Source organism: Amycolatopsis sp. NPDC033938 (assembly GCF_055575975.1).
In genome coordinates this window covers 483,643-502,769 of sequence record NZ_JBVIRO010000003.1, presented here as the reverse complement: position 1 = coordinate 502,769, position 19,127 = coordinate 483,643, and the positions used below count along the sequence as shown (strand labels likewise).

Genomic DNA, 19,127 nt, shown 5'->3' with positions numbered 1-19,127 from the left:
GACCTCAATTCTTCTTGCGGGCCAGGGTCAATCCGTCCGCGACGGTGAGCATGACCGACTCGACCCGGTCGTCACGCAGCACGTGTTCGTTGAAGGCGCGGATGGCGCGCGCGTTGCCTTCGGCGTCGGGCGAGGCCGCCTCACCCGCGTAGAGCACGTTGTCGGCCGCGATGAGACCGTTCGGCCTGATCCTCGGCACCAGCGCCTCCCAGTAGCCGATGTAGCCGACCTTGTCCGCGTCGATGAACGCCAGATCGACGAAAGGCTCGTCAGGGAGCCGCCCGAGGGTCTCCGCCGCCGGCCCGACGACGGTTTCCACCCGGTCGGCCACGCCGGCCTTGGTCCAGGCGTTCGAAGCGATTTCCAGCCAGCCGTCGGAGATGTCGCAGGTGATCACCCTGCCACCCGGGCCGACCCCCTCGGCCAGCGCGAGTGTCGAGTACCCGGTGAACGTGCCCACCTCGACGGCGACGCGCGCCCCGGTCAGCCTCGCCAGAAGGGTCAGCAAGGCGCCCTGCTCCGGTGGTACCTGCATCTCCGCCACCCCGCCGAGCGCGAGCGTGGCGTCGATCAGTTCCTGCTGGACAGCGGTGAACGGCGGAAGCTGCCCACGCACGTACTCGAGCACCTCAGGGGTGAGCGAGACCGCCTTTTCCGGCTGTGTCTCGGTGTTCGTCATGCGTTGACTCCTTCCAAAAGCTTCGCCTCGGCGATCGAGACGAGGCGGCCGATGTGCTCCGGCACTTCCTCCTGGAAACGGTTCACCGCTTCCCTGTCGTAGCACGCACGCGCCGCGTTGAGGTGCACGTCCGCGAGAATCGCCGACACCCGGGCACGCAGCGCGGCCACGAAACCGGGCACGCAGTTCGGCGCCCGGTCCATCAGGAAGAAGTCGTCGATGATCGACTGCTCTTCCTCGGTGGGCTCCTGGTGGACGTCGTGGCCGGCGTCCCTGAGGAGGGACCGTCCGGTCGGCACGAGACGGTAGGCCACTGTCATATGCACGAGGCGGTTGAACTTGACCGCCTCTTTCAACGCCGAACCGCGTGCCGGGACGACTTCGGCGAGTTGTGCGGTGATGTGGCGGTAGTCGCGTGCCCACGTGCCGCTCATCGCCGGATGCCGCGCCGTCATCCGCGGCCGGATCACCGCCGCGTACACCTCCGGCGTGCAACTGCCCGCATAGAGCAGCAACGCCGAGTAGGCGTCGTACAGGGCCGCCGCCTCGTCGAAGTCGCGGCGATCGAGGGCCGAGGAAAGCAGCCGCCACGTGACGAAGGAGCCGTGATGTCCCAGAACCCAGCGGTACCAGGCGAATTCGGCTTCCGAATCGGTAGGGGGCGGCGGCACGGGCTGGACGTTCAGCGCCGCCGCGCAGGAGGCGGCTCGCTGACGCGGCACCGTACCGGTCGCGATGCCTTCTTCCGCCCAGCACGGGCTGAGGTGCTCCAGAGGCAGTGGGATGACGATTCTCGGAATCACCGGGGTGGCCACGGATTCGCCTCCTGGACGTAACTGTCGAGCACGTCCGCGGCGATCCTGATGTCCTCGTCGAGCGGCCGGTCGCGGGTGATCGGGTCGATCCGGTCGGACAGCGCGACCACCAGGCCGGTGCAGTGCGAAGCGGTGGAACCGCGGTCGTCGAGGTGCGCCGCCTGCCGCACCGCGACGCCGAGGGCTCCGTGCAGAAGACGCAGCATGCGGGACTGCTCGTAGGCGGTCAGCGCCGCCTGCGTGCCGAACGGGACCACGTCCTGGTTGTGCAGGTTGGTCGGCACGCTCTGCATCGCCGCCGGGGTGCAGGCCCGGCGCATCGCCACGACGAGCGCGGTCGACAGCACCTGCAGGCCCTGGATCGCGTGCTGCCTGCCCGGTTCGGCGGCGAGCATCGGCGGCCGTCCGCCGTTGCGGCCGGGGTCCACCAGCAGATCGATCTGCCGTTCCGCCAGGTTGCCGACCTGCGTCACGGCGGAGGCGAGCAGATCGGAGGCGAAGGCGGAGGGCTGGCCGAAGAAGTTGCCGCCGTGGGCGACGAGATCCTCGTCCGGGAAGAACAGCGGGTTGTCGCTGACCCCTCGCAGGTCCTGCGAGACCGTCTCGGTCGACCACCCGATCGCCGAACGTGCGGCTCCCAGCAGTTGCGGGGTGCACCGGATGCTGTAGGGCTCCTGCAGGGGCCGGTCCGGTGACGGTGTCGACCCTTCCAGCCACCAGGCCAGTTCCTGGCCGGTGGTGGCGACGTCCGGGTGTCCGAAGGCCTTCAGCAGGGAGGGTGCGACGAACGTGGGCGCGGCTCCGAGCAGGTCGGCGAGGGCCGCGGTCAGCGCGATCGCGACCTGGAGCGAACGCCGCGCGGACAGCGCCGCGAGTCCGGCCGCGGCCGTGGTCACCGACGTGCCGTTGACCAGGGCCAGCGCGTCACGGCCGTCCAGTTCCAGCGGCGTGAGCCCGGCGACGCCGAGTGCGTCCCGCGCGGGCATCCGCTCGCCGTCGACGTAGGCATGCCCGACTCCGCGCAGGCTTTGGACCGCGTGGGCGAGCGGCACGAGATCGCCGCTGGCCCCGACCGAACCCCAGGTCGGGATGGCGGGGGTGAACCCAGTGGCGAGCATCCGGCACAGAGCGTCCACAGTGGACAGGGAGGCGCCGGACAGACCTTGTGCCAGCGACCGGGCGCGCACGAGCATCGATGCGCGGGCGACGGGGATCGGCAGGTCGGTTCCCTGCCCGACGGTGAGATGCTGCAGGACGTTGTCACACTGGTCGGTGGCGCTGTCCCGGCCTTCGAAGACGACGAGCGGGCCGAAGCCGGTGGTCGCCCCGTAAACGGGTCGCCCGTTGCGAGCGAGTACCCCCTCGACGAACTCACGGCCGCGGGTGACGCTCGCGATCGCGTTCTCCGACAACTCGACCCTCGTCGGACGTCCGACGAGATCCAACTGCTTCAGGTCGAGGGGAACCGAAGGGTCAAGGACTGTGGTTGCGGTTTCAATCGGGCTCATCTGATCAGTCGCCCCTAGCGCTCTCGAAGTGGCCTCGCGCTAGATCCTCTGTCAGCACACCCGATCCCGGCGCATATCCACGCGCTTCGTCCAACGCGATTGCCCGAACGTCCACAAGGGCCTGATCGTGCCGAGGCGGGCCCTGCGCCTCGGCCGGCGAGGGGGGTCGCGAGTGGGGGGTTCGCGGCACGGGTCCAGCCTGGCAGGCGAGCGAATCATGTCCCGAGTGTCCGGTAGCGGCCGGGCCGTGAAGGACTCCTTGAGGGACTCAGAGTCCCTCAAAGCTCCCCTCACCAGTCACAACGGCTGCGCGTGAAGGACCCCGTCCTGTACCGACGCCCAGAATCAGCTCTGCCCCAGCTCCACCACCAGCGCATCCGGGAGCCCTCTGCTTTCGCGACACGCCAGATTTGCCCTACGGGCCGATAACCCTCATCAACATCCAAGACACAACTGCCGATCGATGTCCCTTGTGGACATTCGACCCAAGACTACGGCGTGTGCAGCTTGTCGACCTCGACCGTGAGCAGTACGCGGCGCTCCTCGCCCCCTCCCCCGAAGCCGGGATAAGGGCGGCCCAGGTACTTCCGGGACAACTCGTCGATGTGGTCTCGGGCGCCGTCGGGAGTGATGGCCGTGACCCTGCCGCGCAGCGCCCAGCACCGGGCCGGCGACTCGGGATCGGCGACGCCGATGGCGATACGCGGGTCACGCCGGACATTGCGGGTCTTCTGGTGGGTGTCCACTGTGTTGATCAGGACCCGTTCACCATCGGTACCGACCCAGGTCTGAGAGATCTGCGGTGATCCGTCCGGCATGAGCGTCGTCACGAAACAGATGGCCTTCGCGTTGAATACCGCGATCAAATTGCCGGGCAGGGCGATCATGAGTTCCTTTTCAGTCCGGTTGTTCGTTGTAGAGTCGTTCGATGACCGCTTCGTCCGGAGGTTGACCGGAAAGGTCGGCATGGCGCATGCCCGCCAGGGCGATCCGGAGCGCGCGTCGCCACAACTGCGGGGCGAAGGTTCGGGAAGCGTCCATGACACTGCCCACCATGACGTGCACCGCGACGAAGTCGGCAGGGGTGGCACCGGGAGGCAGTTGACCCGCGCGGACAGCCCTGTCGATCAGGCCGTCCACCAACGGGGTCATCTGACGGCGTGCCCGCTGAACCAGCGTGGTGGCCTGGTCGCGGCTGCGCAGCAGTTCACCCAGCCCCCGGCTCTGCGCCTCGATCTCGAGTTGCCGCTCGAGAAACCAGGAGAGCCCCTCCCAAGGATCATCGCGCCGTGAAGCCTCCTCGGCCAAGCCGAGAACGGTCTCGATGTGCTCGCTGAACAAGGCGTCGAGCAGATCCTGTCGCTGCGGGAAGCGGCGGTACATCGTGCCCATTCCGGTTCCCGCGGCTCGAGCGATTTCCTCGTAGGAGACGTCCAGTCCCTTCGATGCCATGAGGTCGAACGCCGTGCGCAGCAGAAGCTGCCGGTTGCGTTCGGCATCGCGACGCAGGGACGGCGTCGGCTGGTCGGTCACCTACCGGACGATACCTAAGTGGAGGGAAAATTCCAAGTTGAAGACTTCTTCCACTTATCCATTAGGGTGGCGTCATCCCTTCCCGAGGCCCCAGGAGCATCCGATGACCCTCACCCCCACCGACGCCGTCGAGCCGCTCACGATCGCGGTTCCCGAGGCCGAATTGCTGGACCTTCGCCGCCGTCTGACCACTACCCGGTGGCCGGACCGGGAGACGGTCACGGACGGGAGCCAGGGACCGCGGCTGGCTCGTATCCGTGCCCTTTGCGAATACTGGGCCCGCGACTACGACTGGCGACGGGCCGAGCGGGACCTCAACGCCCTCGGCTCGTCCCGATCCGTCGTCGACGGGATCGGCGTTCATTTCCTGCACGTTCGCTCGGCCGAACCGGCCGCGCGACCGCTGCTGTTGTGCCACGGCTGGCCCGGTTCGGTACTGGAGTTCCGGCACCTGATCGGCCCGCTGACGAATCCGGTGGCGCACGGTGGCCGCGCCGAAGACGCATTTCATGTCGTGGTCCCCTCCATGCCGGGCTTCGGCTTCTCCGACAAACCCGCCACGACGGGCTGGAACGTCTCCCGGGTCGCCGACGCGTGGATCACCTTGATGCGACGTCTGGGGTACGACGACTGGTTCGCTCAGGGCGGCGACTGGGGCGCGTCCGTCGTCGAGCAGCTCGCCCGCAAGGCGCCGCATCGATGTCGCGGTGTGCATTTCAACCTGCCGCTGGTCTTCCCCACGGAACAGGAGATGGCCGAGGCGACCGGACAAGAACAGCGGATGATGGTTCACGCGCGGCGCTACCGCGACGAACTGGACGCCTATGCCCGCGAGCAAGCCACTCGGCCGCAGACGATCGGCTATTCACTGGCGGACTCACCGGCCGGGCTGGCCGCCTGGATCTACACCCTGTTCGAAGATGTCACCGACAGCGCCGGTAACCCCGAAAACGTTCTCTCGCGGGACGAGATCCTCGACGACATCATGCTCTACTGGCTGCCCAACGCCGCGGCGTCCTCCGCCCGGCTCTACTGGGAGGAGCGTCGAAACGGCGCGATGTCCGGCGTTTCGACGGAACCCAATCCCGTACCCGCCGGCTTCAGCATCTTTCCCGGCGAGGCGGTGCAAGCCTCGCGGCGCTGGATCGAGCGGCGCTATCGGCACGTAGTGCATTACGCCCAGCTGGAACGTGGAGGTCACTTCGCCGCCCTTGAGCAGCCGGACGCTCTCGTCGACCAGATCCGGATGACGTTCCGATCGCTGCGAGGCTCTTGATCCGCGGATTCGCGCGGGCCACGAAAGCGGGTGCGGCGCGCCCCCACGCGCTTCGTCCAACGATCCTGCCCGAATGTCCACAGGGACGCCGGCAGAACGGGCTCTACCGGTAGCTTCACGAGAAACGGGACGTCCCCGCCGCGGCCGGTGTCCACGATGGACCGATGTTCCCGTTCGCGGAATCGGCATTGTGGGCGGTTCCTTCGGAAATACGCGCTCGTGACCGTATGGAGAGACAATCCGTGGACATCGCACTCGTGACATCCAGCGCTTTTCCCGGCAAGGACTGGTCCGACCGGGACACCCCGCTACTGCAAGCCTGCCTCGAAGAACAGGGCTGCGGCACGCGGATCCTCAACTGGGACGACTGCGCCGGCGTGGACTGGACCGCGTTCGACGTGGTCGCCGTGCAGTCCCCGTGGAGTATGTGGTTGAAGCTGGGGCAATTCCGGGAGTGGGTGGATTCCCTGCATCAGCAAGGTGTCCGGTTGGCGAACCCGCACCCGATCATCGTGGGCGGTATGAGCAAGGAATACCTTCCGCTGGTCGAGGAGTGCGGAGCAAGGACCATCCCGACCACCTTGGTCCGGCCCGGCGACCGGATCGGCACGATCGCCGCGGAAACGATCGCCCGCGCGGAACGCGACTTCGGCGAACGAGCCGTCGTCGTCAAGCCCATCTCGTCCGGCGGGACACTCGGCGCCGCGCGGGTCACCGAGGAGCGCGACCTGGTCGCGAAGCTGACAGCCTTCGTTCAGGCCGGGGTGACCGCCTGTGTGCAGCCCTACATCTCCAGTATCGATTCTCTCGGAGAACACGGGATCATCATGATCGACGGTGAGTTCTCCCACGCGATCACCAAAGACGCCATCCTCGCGGCGGGGCGCGCCGGAACACAGTTCCATCCGAACGCCCGAGCGGGCTATGCCGAGCACAGCGAGGATCTCGCCGACATCCACGCCGCCTACGAGGCCTACCTGAAGACCGTTCCGGTACATCCGATGTCGGTTCGGCTGGACTTCCTCCGCCATCCCGCCACCGGGAGGCTGCTGCTACTGGAGATCGAGTCGGTGGCACCCGTGAAGTTCTTCCACCTCTACCCGGCCGCCGCGGAGCGCTATGCCCGATCGCTGATCGCCGTGGCGGCCGAACAGCACCTCGTCCGGCCCTGACCCGGTCTCTCACCAAGGAAGAAAAGGCAGAGAAAATGCCCGATTCGTCGAACGCTCTCCGTCGATCGGAAAACGAAGGCGCGCCGAACACTCTCGCGCCGCCCGCGCCGAGGAAACCCGCCACGACGAAGGTCGCGCCCATGGCAGGGAACTCCTCTTGGCATGTCAAGGCCTCGCAGCCGGTCCACTACGAAGTCCGGCTGTGTCACCGCGTCTTCGATGTGGACCGTACCGACCTCCTCGACGCCGGCTGCCCGGGCGATGGCCGAGCGGTGCGTCGCTTCGTGGTGGTGGACGAAGCCGTCGACAGGCTGTACGGAGCCGACCTTCGGCAGTACCTGGATCACCACCACGTCACCCACGAGATAATGGTCGTGAAGTCGGGCGAAGTACGCAAAGAAATCGATGTGGTACTGCGTTTCGTGGAGCGGCTCGACAAGTTCGGGATCGACCGCAGGCGCGAGCCGGTCATCGTCGTCGGCGGCGGTGTCGTCATGGACATCGTCGGGCTCGCCGCCAGTCTCTACCGCCGTGGAACCCCCTTCGTACGGGTCCCGACGACCCTGGTCGGCCTGGTCGACGCCGGAGTCGGGGTGAAAACCGGAGTGAACTTCAACGGCCACAAGAATCAACTGGGCACGTATGCGGCCGCGAAACTCACCTTGCTCGATCCGGGTTTCCTCTCGACGTTGAGCCGTCGGCACATCAGCAACGGTCTCGCGGAGATCTTGAAGGTCGGCTTGATCAAGGACGAAGCCCTTTTCGGCCTTCTCGAGCGTCACGGACGGCTCGTCCTGGACGAGCACTTCCAAGGGCTCTCGGCCGAGGGAGGCAGTGCCGCCACCGCCATCCTCCGAGCCGCGATCAGCGGCATGCTGGAAGAACTCGAACCGAATCTGTGGGAAGAGACGCTGGAACGCAGCATGGACTACGGGCACACCTTCAGTCCCTCGGTCGAAATGCTCGGCCTCCCATCGATGCTTCACGGTGAAGCCGTCTGCCTCGACATGGCGCTGAGCACCGCGCTCGCCTACGGGCGCGGACTGATGGACGAGGACGAGTGCGGCCGCGTGTTCGCGGTGATGTCCGATCTCGGACTGCCCACCTGGAGTCCCCTGCACACGCCGGATGTAGTGAAGCAGGCGCTGCGCGCGACCGTCCGGCGGCGCGACGGGCAGCAGCGGCTGCCACTGCCCGTCGGCATCGGGAAGAACCTGTTCGTCAACGACGTCCGCGACGAGGAACTGGTCTCGGCCATCGACCTGCAACGGGAAATGGCCCTGCGCGGTTCCTTGGAAGTCGCGTGACGCACGACGGGAAACGGTCTACCACAAGGTCTGGCCGCCCTCGATCGCGAGGTTATGCCCGGTCATGTAGTCGGAGACCTCACTGGCCAGGTAGACGACAGCGCCTTGCAGGTCGGCGACTTCACCGAGCCGACCGGCCGGAATGGTCGAAATCCATTCCTCCACCAGCGGAGCAAGCGCCTCGGATTCCTCGATCAAGGCGGTCCTGATGATTCCCGGTGAGATGCAGTTCACCCGGATCCCGCGGTCGGCCCATTCCGCGGCCAGCGTACGGGTCAGGCTCACCACCGCTCCCTTCGAAACGTTGTACGAAACCTGCTTCTGGGGGTGAGGAACTATCAGTGACGCCATCGATGCCGTGTTGATGATCTTTCCGTAACCGTTCGGGAACATCGCCTTCGCTTCGTGCTGACACGCGATGAACACCCCCCTCAGGTTGAGGTTGTGCACCATGTCCCATTCGTCGAGCGTTGTTTCCTCGGCAGCCGAATTGAGGTTGATCCCCGCGTTGTTCACCGCGATGTCCAGCCGGCCGAACGTATCCACTGTCGTGCGCACGAACTCTTCGATGGAACTTTCGTCGGCGGCGTCGCCGTGGATCGGGATCGCTTCCGCGCCCTTCTCCCTCAACTCTTCGGCGACCTCCGCCGCACGGTCCGCGCTGAGGTCGATGACCGCCACCTTGGCACCCGCCTCAGCGAGCGCATGCGCGAAGGCGCGGCCGATGCCCTGCCCCGCTCCGGTCACCATGGCGGCTTTGCCGGTCAACCGGAATCGGTCCATGATCGATCGGGTATCGGAAGCGGCCTGCGCGCCGCCGGATGATTTGTTCATATCTGCACTCGATTCTCGCCCGAAGGGGAACTCACCGGTCGAAACTATACTGACCCGGCGTGCTTTTCCAGAGGAAATTCTTTGAGGAGTGTCATGGACCTGCCTTTCGACCAGAGCCGCATGGACGCGCTTATGGAGAAGTCCGGCGCCGACGCGGTGATCGCCACCACTCGGTTCTCCATCCAGCATCTGCTCGGTGGATATCGGTACTTCTTCTTCGCCAATCTCGACGCGATCGGCGTGTCCCGCTACCTTCCGGCACTCGTCTATTTCAAGGGCGCACCCGAGAAGTCCTTTTATGTCGGCTGCGGCAACGAGGAATGGGGCACCTCCGTTTTCCCGCTCTGGGTCCCCGACGTCCGGCATCTGTCCTGGTCGAGTGTGGACACGGCCCGCTCGATCGTCGACGGGCTGCGGGAACGCGGCCTGGAGAACACGACCATCGCCGTGGAGAAGGCCTTCCTTCCCTTCGACGCGGGCGAAGTGCTTCGCACCGAGTTGCCGGGGGCGACCTTTGTGGACGCTCACCCTGTCCTCGAAGGGGTACGCGCGATCAAATCCGCTGAAGAGCTCGATCTGGTACGGACCGCTTCGGTCGGGATCATCGAATCCATGGCGGCCACCTTCGCCGCGTCCCGTCCCGGTGAAACGAAGCGTGAGATCGTCGAACGCTTCCGCCGGGAACAGACCGATCGAGGGCTGGTCTTCGACTACTGCCTGGTGTCGTGCGGTCCTGAGTTCAATCGCGCCCCCTCGTCCAGGGTGTGGCGGGAGGGGGAACTGCTGTCGCTCGATTCCGGCGGCATGTACCAGGGGTACATCGGCGATCTGGCCCGGATGGCGGTGGCGGGTGAACCGACCGGTTTGATGCGGGATCTGCTGGCCGAGGTCGAGGCGGTGCAACAGAGTGTCCGCGCGGCGGTGGCGCCCGGCAGGCGGGGCGGCGATGTCTTCGCCTTGGCCGACAAGGCGCTCGCCGAGTGCCCCCACGCGAACGAGATGTTCTTCGTCGCGCACGGGATGGGCCTCATCACCCACGAAGCCCCTCGCTTGACCGGCACCGGGCCGGTCCCCTACCCCGCCGATCACGCGGAGGCCCCGCTCGAAGCGGGCATGGTCCTGTCACTGGAGACGACGCTGTCCAATCCTGAAGTCGGCATCGTCAAACTGGAGGACACACTGATCGTGACGGAGGACGGCTGGGAAGCCCCCGGTGACGAGGCGCGTGGCTGGAACCGCCCGGGGCCGGATGGTGCACGGTGAGCCTGCGTTCCCGCGTCGTCGACGGCGATCCGCTGCTCGGCCTGATTCTCAAGGTCCCGGCTCATTCGGCGGTGGAACTTGCCGGGCATCTGGGTTTCGACTTCGTACTGCTCGACACCGAGCACGCGTCCGCCGAGACGGTCGAGGTGGAGCAGCACATCCGGGCGGGTGACGCCGCCGGTATCCCCGTACTGGTGCGTGTCGCCGGAAGCGACCCTTCGTCCGCGCTGCACGCACTGGACGCGGGAGCCGCGGGAATAGTCTTTCCCCACGTGTCGAACGCCGAGGACGCCGAGGCCGCGGTCCGCGCCGCGCACTACCCACCCCGGGGGATCCGCAGCCTCGCGGTGAGCACACGAGCAGGCCGCCACGGCACCTTGACCCTGGATGAGCATCTGGCCAGGTCCGCGAGCGAAACCGTCGTCGTGGTCCAGGCCGAAGACCGGCACTCCGTCCAGAACTGCGCCGCGATCGCCGCGACCGAGGGCGTCGACGCCGTCTGGATCGGACCGACCGACTTGTCACTCTCGCTGGGCATACCAGGGGATTTCGAGCATGCGGACTATCGATCGGCCGTCGACCGGATAGCCGAGGCGGTGAAGTCAACGCCACAGTGTTCGTTGTGCGCTCTGGTGCATCGCCGCGACCAGATCGAGGAATGGCGGAACCGCGGTGCCGGCATCCTCCTCTTCAACTACAACACCGTGGTGGTGGACGGATTGCGTCATATCGTCGACCTCGCCCGGGAATAGCGGGAGCGGGCAGGGCACCCGCCGCACTGCCCGGCACGAGCTTGATCAAGGCCAGGCTCACTCGGCGATTCGATCGTCGTCTTTTTGATCGGGGCGTCCGAGCACGGAGTCCACCATCTCCATGGCCTTCTTCTTCGCGTCGTCGAGGTCGAGTGCCCGCGGCGCCGGAGCGGCGGCCGGGCGGCCCAGCACCTGGGGTGCGTTGCCGGAGGCGTCCCACACCTTGGGGTCGACGCCGAGCAGACCCATCGGCTGCCGTTCGTTCTCCGTGTCCTGGCCTCCGCCGACAGCACCGCCCCCGACCATCGGTGCCATGAAACCGCCACCGGTGCCGTGCATGCCCTCCCCGGGCATCCGGGGCGAACCGGTTCCGCCGGGAACCACCGGAGGAAGTCCGGGGGTGGAACTGGCGTCGAAGCCGCCGACGGGCCGGAACGCCGGTGAAGCGGGCAGTGCGCTCGGCAAGGAAGTCTCCCCCGCGACCGGCGCGACGACCGGTTGCACCGGAACGCCCAGCGATACCGGAGTGGCGTTGCCGGGGAGTCCGGCGCCGGAACCGTGCGGTAGCGGAGGTGGTTCGAGGGCCTCCGCCGGTGTGCCGGTTCCCGACGGCGACGGCGAATGCGCTGTCGCGGGAGCGGCGGTCGGAGCCGGAGGAAGCTCGGAAGCCGGAGCCTTGGCATGGACCGGTTCGTGATTCGCGGAAGCCGGAGACGAAGCGTCGGTCGCGGACACTGTCGCCACCGACGGGGCCGGCTCCGCGGTGCTCTCCGGAAGATCCGCGTCGAAGGTGGTCTCCGCGCGCGCCGGAGCACCCGGCGAAGTGAGGTCCGCGTTCGGGATCTCAGGCTTCAACGGCGCTTCGTCCTGCTCCGCGGTCGCGTTTTCGTGCCCGCACGAATCCTTTTGCTTGTCCTTCTTCGACTCGGTGTGCCGCGGCCCGGCCTGCGCCCCTGGAGTCCGGCCCAGTACCGCGAAGTAGGGGCCGCCTCCCTGCCCGTCGACGGTTTCGCCACTCGACGCCGGCCACGCGGCCGGTGTGCCCTTCCCTACGACCGCGGGCGCCACCGAGGCGGTCGTGCCCTGGGTCGTTTCCCCCAGCAACCCGGCCCAGACATCGCCCTGCCGACCCGGCCGTCCTTCCGCCATCGGCACGCCCATCGGCAGCACGGCGGCGGCGGGCACGATTCCGCCACCTCCGGATGTCCCTGTCCCGTCGCCATGGCGGCCCAGCTGACCGTCGGCGGAGGGCTGAACGCCGCCCATGGCCGGCGTCGCCCCCGCAGGAGCGGACGCGTTCACCGCCGGTCCCTGAATGTTCACCGGGACGTCGGTTTCGGCACCGGGGAACGGAGTGATCGCCGTCCCGATCTCCTGATACGCGACGCCGAGATCGTGCACCACCTGCCGGGCGGCCGGGAGGTCGCCTTCCCGTTTTTGCGCCTGCAGGTCGCGGATACGTTGCTGTGCCAGCGCGAGCGCGTCGCCGGCCCGGCGGAGCGTGGCACCGTAACCGGGACTGGCCATCGCTTGGATCGCCGTGTTGCCGAGGGCGTTGACATTCCGGACGTCGTCGCCGAAGGCGTCGGCACCTTCACCTCGCCAGGCGTCCCACAGCTCGCGAGTCCCGCGCGCCAGGTCGTCCTGGATCTGTTCCAACCGTGCTGTCGCCGTGTCGAAAGCCTGCGCACGCTCGTAATAGGAATCCGGGCTGACCTCGTTGACCAGCTGGACAAGCTGTTCGAAGGTCAGCACTTCGATCTCCGGGTCCACGATCGGTACCGGTTCGGACGCCGTCACGGATCAGCCCCTGTTCAGCACGTGTACCAGCCCGGCCGGAGCCTCCGGCCGTCTTGTTCTCACCGTCCGAAATGGACGGTAGCTTCGCCGCGTTCCTTGTGCGATGCTGTGTTCGCTCCACCTCAGGTGACAGGCCCTTTCTTCCAGGTCCAGGCCCTCGTCCCGGCGTCCAAGCTAGGCCCGGCCGCGCCGCGGGCGGCCGAGCCGGACCGAGATCCCCGAAAACGGGGAGAACCACTCACCAAGGGAGAGCCTGTGAGCACCACGCTGTTCGCCCGGCGCGCGCGACGGCCCAAACCGCCCGCCCCCGAGATCGAAACCGAGCTCCAGCCGCCACCCGGCGTGCCAGAGAACACCGGCGGCGGCATCAGCAGCGTCCTGATGTACGCGCCCATGGCGCTCGGTTCACTCGCCATGGTGATGATGTTCGTCCGTCCCGGCGCCGGCGCCTTCGCCTACATCGGCGGTGGCCTCATGGTGCTGTCGGCGCTCGGCATGCTCATCACGCAGATGGTGCGGAACTCCGTCACCCACAAGCAGAAGCTGAACGGCCATCGGCGGGACTACATCCGTTATCTCGGCCAACTGCGCAAACAGGCCCGCGACGCGCTCGGCGCGCAGCGGAAGGCCGCCCGCTGGATCCACCCGGACCCGCACGCGCTGTGGTCGATGGCACTGGGTTACCGCCTCTGGGAACGGCGCCCCGCCCACGACGACTTCGGCGAGATCAGACTCGGCCTGGGCACTCAGCGCTCGACCTTCAAGCTGGTCCCCCCGAACAGCCAGCCGATCGAGGACCTCGAACCGCTCACCGCACACGCCCTGCGCCGGTTCATGCGCGCCTACAACACGCTCCCGGACGCGCCGATCGCGGTCTACCTGCGGGGTTTCGGGCAGATCCAGTTCTCCGGCGACGACGACGCCGTCCTCGGCCTGACGCGGGCGATCCTCGCCCAGCTGGTCACCGCGCACGCCCCCGGTGACGTGCGGGTCGCGGTCTGCGCCTCCGAAGAGCATCTGGACCGGTGGGACTGGCTGAAGTGGCTCCCCCACCACCAGGACACCGAAAGCCGCGACGCCGCCGGAGCGCGACGGCTCGCCGCCGACGACATCACGCAGGCCGAACTCCTGCTCGGCGGGCCCTCGTTCACCGGGCGGCCGCGATTCGAGGCCGACACGCCGATCACCGCGTCCGAGCCGTTCGTCGTCCTCGTGCTCGACGGGGTCTCGGTGCCCGCCGACCATCGGGTCGCCGACGAGGGCTACCGCAACACCGTGGTCCTGGACGTCTCGGGATCGTTGCCCTGGCAGCAACGCGCCGGGGCGTTGTTTCTGGAGGTCGACGCGGACGAGGTCCGGACGGTGTCGTTCGACCGGGTCGGCAAGCAGCAGACCGCCCGGCTCTGCCGTCCCGACCGGATGAGCGAGATCGCCGCGAACGCGCTCGCCAGGACGATGGCCCAGTTCCGGATCGGCGAGGTCTCCGAGGACGACGAACCGCTCGCCGTCGACTACGACCTGGCCACCCTGCTCGGTATCGGCGACGTCGCCACCTTCGACCCGGTGAAGTACCGGCGCGACCGGATGACCGGCAAACGGCGCTTGCGCGTGCCGATCGGCATCGCCGGGGCGGGTTCCCCGCTCGAACTCGACATCAAGGAATCCGCCGAAGACGGCATGGGACCGCACGGACTGTGCGTCGGCGCCACCGGCTCCGGCAAAAGCGAACTGCTGCGCACGCTGGTACTCGCGCTCGCCACCACCCATTCGCCGGAAGACCTCAACTTCGTGCTGGTGGACTTCAAGGGAGGCGCGGCCTTCCTCGGTTTCGACCAGCTGCCGCACACCTCCGCGGTGATCACCAACCTCGCCGAAGAACTCGAACTGGTCGACCGCATGCAGGACGCGCTGACCGGTGAGATGAACCGACGTCAGGAACACCTGCGCGCGGCCGGCAACTACGCCTCCCGGCGGGACTACGAGGCCGCCCGCGCCCAAGGTGTGCCGCTCGAGCCGATGCCCGCACTGTTCATCGTGGTGGACGAGTTCAGTGAGATGCTCTCGAGCAAACCCGAGTTCATCGACGTCTTCGCCATGATCGGCAGGCTCGGCCGCAGCCTCGGGGTACATCTGCTGCTGGCATCCCAACGCCTGGACGAAGGCCGGATCCACAAGGTCGAGACGCACCTTTCCTACCGGATCGGCCTCCGGACCTTCTCGGCGATGGAGAGCCGCAGCGTCATCGGCGTCCCGGACGCCTACGAACTGCCCAACAGCCCGGGCAACGGCTACCTCCGGCCGGACACCCAGACCCTGGTGCGGTTCAAGGGCGCGTTCTCCTCGGCGCCCTACCGGCCGAAGCGACGGCAGACCGGGCTCGCCGTCGAACAGCACATCGTCGCGTTCGGACAGCGGTACATCGAACCTCCCGTGGCGCCAGAGCCCGAAGCCGTCGAAGAGGACCAGCCCAACGAAGCCACCGAGACCATGATCGACGTGCTGATCGGCAGGCTCCGCGGCATCGGCCCGAGGGCGCACCAGGTCTGGCTGCCACCGCTGAAGACGTCGGCGACCCTGGATCAGCTGCTACCGCCGCTGGTGGACCACCCGACCTACGGCCCGCGTCCGGTCGGCGACCTCAACACGGCGAACATGACCGTGCCCGTCGGGCTCATCGACCTGCCCGCGCAGCAACGGCGTGAGCTGCTGATCGCCGACCTGTCGGGCAGCAAGGGCAACGCGGCGGTGGTCGGCGGCCCGCAGAGCGGCAAGAGCACGATGCTGCGCACGCTGATCTGCGGCCTCGCGCTCACCCACACCGCCGAACAGGTCCAGTTCTACTGCCTGGATTTCGGCGGGACGCTGTCTTCGCTCGCGGCGATGCCGCATATCGGCAGTATCGCCAACCGGCTCGACCGCGACCGCGTCACCCGCACGGTCCTGGAGATCACCAACCTGATGGCGCGGCGGGAGACCATCTTCGCCGAGCACAACGTCGACTCGATGGTCAGTTACCGCCGGGCCCGCGCCGAGGGCCGATTCCATGACCTCGATCCCTACGGCGATGTGTTCCTCGTGGTGGACGGCTGGTACTCGATCCGCCAGGACTTCGAGGAAATCGAGGAGAAGTTCACCGAACTCGCCGCACGAGGGCTGAGCTTCGGTATCCACCTCGTCGTCGCGTCCAACCGGTGGTCGGAGATGCGGCCGTGGCTCCGGGACGTCATGGGCACGCGATTCGAACTCAAACTCGGCGACCCCGTCGACTCCGAGATCAACAGCCGGTTCGCCGCGACCGTGCCGTCGATCCCCGGCCGTGGGATCACCCCGGACCGGCTGCACTTCCTCGCCGCACTCCCCCGGATCGACGGCGACTCCCGCACCGAGGATCTCGCCGAGGCGACGGTGGAACTCGCCGAAGCGCTGGCCCCGCCCGGAGCCCCGCGCGCGCCGAAGGTCCGGCTCCTGCCGCAGACCCTGCACGCGCGGGACCTACCGGCACCGCGTGCGCCGTCCCCCTCGGCGGAGATGCGCATGCCGCTCGGTCTCGAAGACCAGCGTCTCGAACCGGAATGGCACGACTTCGACCTCACACCGCACCTGCTGATCTACGGTGACGCGGAATCGGGCAAGACCAACATCCTCAAGCACATCGCCCGCTCGATCGTGGCGCACCACAGCAGCGACGAGGCCCGCATCATGTTCGGCGACTTCCGCCGCGAACTGCGCGATTCGATCCCGGCCGAGTACCAGCTGGAATACGCCGTCGGCGCCGAAGCACTGACGAAATCGATCGCCGGCGCGGCTTCCGTCATCGAGAAGCGCATTCCCGGTCCGGAGATCAGTCCGAGCAGGCTCCCCTTGCGCGACTGGTGGACCGGTGGACGGCTCTACATCATCATCGACGACTTCGAACTGTCCGAATCCGCCGGAAGCGCCGGTCCATTGCAGGGCCTGATGCCGGTGCTCGCCCAAGCCGCCGACGTCGGCGTGCACATCATCCTCGCGCGCAGCACCGCGGGAGCGAGCCGGTCGATGAGCAACCCGGCGATCCGGCGCATGTGGGAACTCGGCACCCCGGCGCTGCTGTTGTCCTGCCCGAAGACCGAAGGTTCCTTCCTCGGCAACCTCAAGCCTCGGGTGCTTCCGCCGGGACGCGCGCAGTTCATCAATCGTCGCCGCTCGGTCCGGTTGGTCCAGACGCCGCTGGTGGAGGGTGGGTCGGCAGCAGGGGCATAGAGGGACGCTTTCTGAGACGAGGGCACCACAATCGGGTGGTTCGCGCAGCCGCGGGAGGGCGCGTGAATGCTGCTGCGGGGTCCGTTGAGCGGATGTGTCCTGAAGGCCCCCTTTGAGACGTTGAAGGTCCCAAAGGGAGCCTTCAGGACATCAGGCTTTGACGCGGGGGCAGCGGTGTTGGCCACGACAAATTCGACTTATTTGAGGGGTAAGTCAAACGTGGCGTGCCCCGGCGCGGGACCGGGCTGACTGACGGAAGCCGGGCCGCGCCCCAGTGTCCACAAGGGACGCTTTTCTAAAGAAAGTTGTCCGACTTGGGCGGTTTATGCAGTTTTGAGCGGGGGGTCGTGAGTGGCAATGAGGGTTCTAACCCTATTCGCCACTCACGACCCCCTCGAAGAACCGTGCAAAGCAACCACATCGGGCGCCCGCACTCCGAAAGTGTCCCTTGTGGACGGTTGCGGGGGCATTGGGTCGTCTTTGACGAGTCCGCGACCACCTCAACTTCAGCACGCCATATTTGCCTTACCCCTCAATAACTCTCACGACACCCGATTCGTCCCTGATCTTCCGTTGATCAAACTCCGTCACCGATGCGTGCGACCCCGCGACCGTGAAGGGCTAGTCGCTTGTACCCCGGGTCGTGAGTGGCGATGCAGGGTGTCGTCACTCAATGAGTGCGGGGGCGGGCGAATTCGACGACCCGGGCCCGCTTCCAGCGGCGGCGCTTGGCACCCAGGCACAGGCGGAACACCAACAGGCCGAGCAGCGCGAGAACCGGCACGGAGACCGTGGCGACGACGGCGACGACCTCGCCGGGACCGTCCGGACGGACGGGCACCGGCAGCGGCGCCGGTTCGGCCGCGACGACGGGCGCCGCGGTGCCGGATTCCTCGGGCAGCAGTGTCGTCACGGCGGCCATCGCGTTGACCGTTCCCCAGCCCAGTCGCGCGTCGGGCAGTGTCGCGGCCGGATGGTCCGCGGTCGCTTCCAGCCGGTGCTTGACCTGCTCGGCGGACAGCTGGGGCCGGTAGGCGCGCACGAGCGCGGCGACGCCTGCCACGAACGGCGCGGCGTAGCTGGTGCCGCTGCCCACCCAGTGCCCGGCACCGCCGGGGCCGAGGCTGGTGACCCCGACGCCGGGAGCGACCAGGGAGAGGAATTTCCCGGTCTGCGAGAAGTCCGCCTTCTTGCCGAGCATGTCGATCGCGCCGACGGCGATCACGGTGGGATACGAGGCCGGGTAAGTGATCGGGTCTCCTTGCTGGGCGGTGTTCGCCGCGGAGGCGACCACCACGACGTCGCGCTGCGCGGCGTAGCGGACGGCTTCGGCGAGTTCCGGATCCGGGTTGTCGGTGCTGGCCGAAATGTTGATCACCCGGGCACCACCGTCGACGGCGGCGCGGATGCCCTTGGCCATTTCGGCCGCGGTCAGGATCGGCGGCGAGCCGTCCTCGGTCGTGATCGCGCACCGGATCGGGAGAATCGTGGCCTCGGGCGCGACCCCGGCGAATCCGGTCCCCGGCCGGACGGCGGCGCCGATGATCCCGGCGACGAACGTCCCGTGCCCGAAGCAGTCGTCGTTCGCCGGTTTGCGTTCCGGGGTGGTGACGTCGACGCCGGGTTTCACCCGGCCGCCGGACAGCTGGGGCGTATTCCCGTCGACGCCGGTGTCGACCACCCCCACGGTGACGCCGTCGCCTTTCGTCAACGACCAGACCCGGTCCACCGCCATCCGCTGCTGAGCCCAGGGCACGCCGGACTCGGTGGACTCCGGTGCCTGCAGACAGCCCTTCTGCCCGGTCGGCAGCGGAGCGGGTGCCTGCTGCGCCACGGCTGGTGACGACGCCCAGAGCAGGCCCGCGACCACCGTGATCACCAGAACGCCGGGGCGTCCCGCCTTCCCGTTGCCCATCAGATGTCCTCTCGAATCCGCTTACCCCGCACCG

The 19,127-nt window shown here is 67.5% G+C and carries 14 protein-coding genes; 6 read left to right on the top strand and 8 right to left on the bottom strand.

The window, feature by feature from the left end; translation table 11 throughout:
- Nucleotides 1–4 precede the first annotated feature (4 nt).
- The 5 genes from ACZ5ZX_RS12070 to ACZ5ZX_RS12050 form a co-directional block, all read right to left on the bottom strand.
- On the bottom strand, nucleotides 5–679 hold the full coding sequence (locus ACZ5ZX_RS12070) for an O-methyltransferase (protein ID WP_465502015.1): 675 nt from the start codon (nucleotides 677–679) through the stop codon (nucleotides 5–7).
- Nucleotides 676–1,494 carry an L-tyrosine 3-hydroxylase gene (locus ACZ5ZX_RS12065; RefSeq protein ID WP_465502014.1) on the bottom strand — a complete coding sequence of 273 codons (819 nt, stop codon included), beginning with the start codon at nucleotides 1,492–1,494 and terminating at the stop codon, nucleotides 676–678. Before ACZ5ZX_RS12065 ends, ACZ5ZX_RS12070 begins: the two co-directional genes overlap by 4 nt.
- The gene (locus ACZ5ZX_RS12060) at nucleotides 1,479–2,939 is read right to left on the bottom strand and encodes an aromatic amino acid lyase (RefSeq protein ID WP_465502013.1); all 1,461 of its coding nucleotides are present in this window, start codon (nucleotides 2,937–2,939) and stop codon (nucleotides 1,479–1,481) included. The genes ACZ5ZX_RS12065 and ACZ5ZX_RS12060 overlap by 16 nt, the downstream gene beginning before the upstream one ends.
- Before the next feature lie 554 nt (nucleotides 2,940–3,493).
- Nucleotides 3,494–3,889, bottom strand: coding sequence for a TIGR03618 family F420-dependent PPOX class oxidoreductase (locus ACZ5ZX_RS12055; protein ID WP_465502012.1), 396 nt, complete (start codon nucleotides 3,887–3,889; stop codon nucleotides 3,494–3,496).
- Between the two features lie 10 nt (nucleotides 3,890–3,899).
- Nucleotides 3,900–4,535 carry a TetR/AcrR family transcriptional regulator gene (locus ACZ5ZX_RS12050; protein WP_465502011.1) on the bottom strand — a complete coding sequence of 212 codons (636 nt, stop codon included), beginning with the start codon at nucleotides 4,533–4,535 and terminating at the stop codon, nucleotides 3,900–3,902.
- Nucleotides 4,536–4,638: 103 nt separating this feature from the next.
- On the opposite strand from ACZ5ZX_RS12050, the gene ACZ5ZX_RS12045 reads away from it, so the two are divergent.
- The 3 genes from ACZ5ZX_RS12045 (at nucleotide 4,639) to ACZ5ZX_RS12035 (ending at nucleotide 8,290) form a co-directional block, all read left to right on the top strand.
- The gene (locus ACZ5ZX_RS12045) at nucleotides 4,639–5,811 is read left to right on the top strand and encodes an epoxide hydrolase family protein (protein ID WP_465502010.1); all 1,173 of its coding nucleotides are present in this window, start codon (nucleotides 4,639–4,641) and stop codon (nucleotides 5,809–5,811) included.
- A gap of 242 nt (nucleotides 5,812–6,053) precedes the next feature.
- Nucleotides 6,054–6,983, top strand: a complete 930-nt coding sequence (locus ACZ5ZX_RS12040) for an ATP-grasp domain-containing protein (RefSeq protein ID WP_465502009.1) — start codon at nucleotides 6,054–6,056, stop codon at nucleotides 6,981–6,983.
- Between the two features lie 140 nt (nucleotides 6,984–7,123).
- The gene (locus ACZ5ZX_RS12035) at nucleotides 7,124–8,290 is read left to right on the top strand and encodes a sedoheptulose 7-phosphate cyclase (protein ID WP_465502008.1); all 1,167 of its coding nucleotides are present in this window, start codon (nucleotides 7,124–7,126) and stop codon (nucleotides 8,288–8,290) included.
- Nucleotides 8,291–8,308: 18 nt separating this feature from the next.
- Here ACZ5ZX_RS12035 and ACZ5ZX_RS12030 read toward each other — a convergent pair whose 3' ends face one another.
- On the bottom strand, nucleotides 8,309–9,124 hold the full coding sequence (locus tag ACZ5ZX_RS12030; RefSeq protein WP_465502007.1) for an SDR family NAD(P)-dependent oxidoreductase: 816 nt from the start codon (nucleotides 9,122–9,124) through the stop codon (nucleotides 8,309–8,311).
- A 93-nt stretch (nucleotides 9,125–9,217) separates the two neighbouring features.
- Here ACZ5ZX_RS12030 and ACZ5ZX_RS12025 point away from each other — a divergent pair, with 93 nt between their 5' ends.
- On the top strand, nucleotides 9,218–10,387 hold the full coding sequence (locus ACZ5ZX_RS12025; RefSeq protein ID WP_465502006.1) for a M24 family metallopeptidase: 1,170 nt from the start codon (nucleotides 9,218–9,220) through the stop codon (nucleotides 10,385–10,387).
- Nucleotides 10,384–11,139 carry an HpcH/HpaI aldolase family protein gene (locus ACZ5ZX_RS12020; protein ID WP_465502005.1) on the top strand — a complete coding sequence of 252 codons (756 nt, stop codon included), beginning with the start codon at nucleotides 10,384–10,386 and terminating at the stop codon, nucleotides 11,137–11,139. Before ACZ5ZX_RS12025 ends, ACZ5ZX_RS12020 begins: the two co-directional genes overlap by 4 nt.
- A 57-nt stretch (nucleotides 11,140–11,196) precedes the next feature.
- Here the strand turns inward: ACZ5ZX_RS12020 and ACZ5ZX_RS12015 are convergent, their stop codons facing one another.
- Entirely contained in the window at nucleotides 11,197–12,939 is a 1,743-nt protein-coding gene (locus ACZ5ZX_RS12015) for a WXG100 family type VII secretion target (protein WP_465502004.1), read from the bottom strand.
- 255 nt (nucleotides 12,940–13,194) lie between these two features.
- On the opposite strand from ACZ5ZX_RS12015, the gene eccCa reads away from it, so the two are divergent.
- Nucleotides 13,195–17,178: a type VII secretion protein EccCa gene (eccCa, locus tag ACZ5ZX_RS12010; protein WP_465502003.1), complete on the top strand. Its 3,984-nt coding sequence runs from the start codon at nucleotides 13,195–13,197 to the stop codon at nucleotides 17,176–17,178.
- 670 nt (nucleotides 17,179–17,848) lie between these two features.
- Here eccCa and mycP read toward each other — a convergent pair.
- The gene (gene mycP / locus ACZ5ZX_RS12005; RefSeq protein WP_465502002.1) at nucleotides 17,849–19,093 is read right to left on the bottom strand and encodes a type VII secretion-associated serine protease mycosin; all 1,245 of its coding nucleotides are present in this window, start codon (nucleotides 19,091–19,093) and stop codon (nucleotides 17,849–17,851) included.
- Between the last annotated feature and the right edge of the window lie 34 nt (nucleotides 19,094–19,127).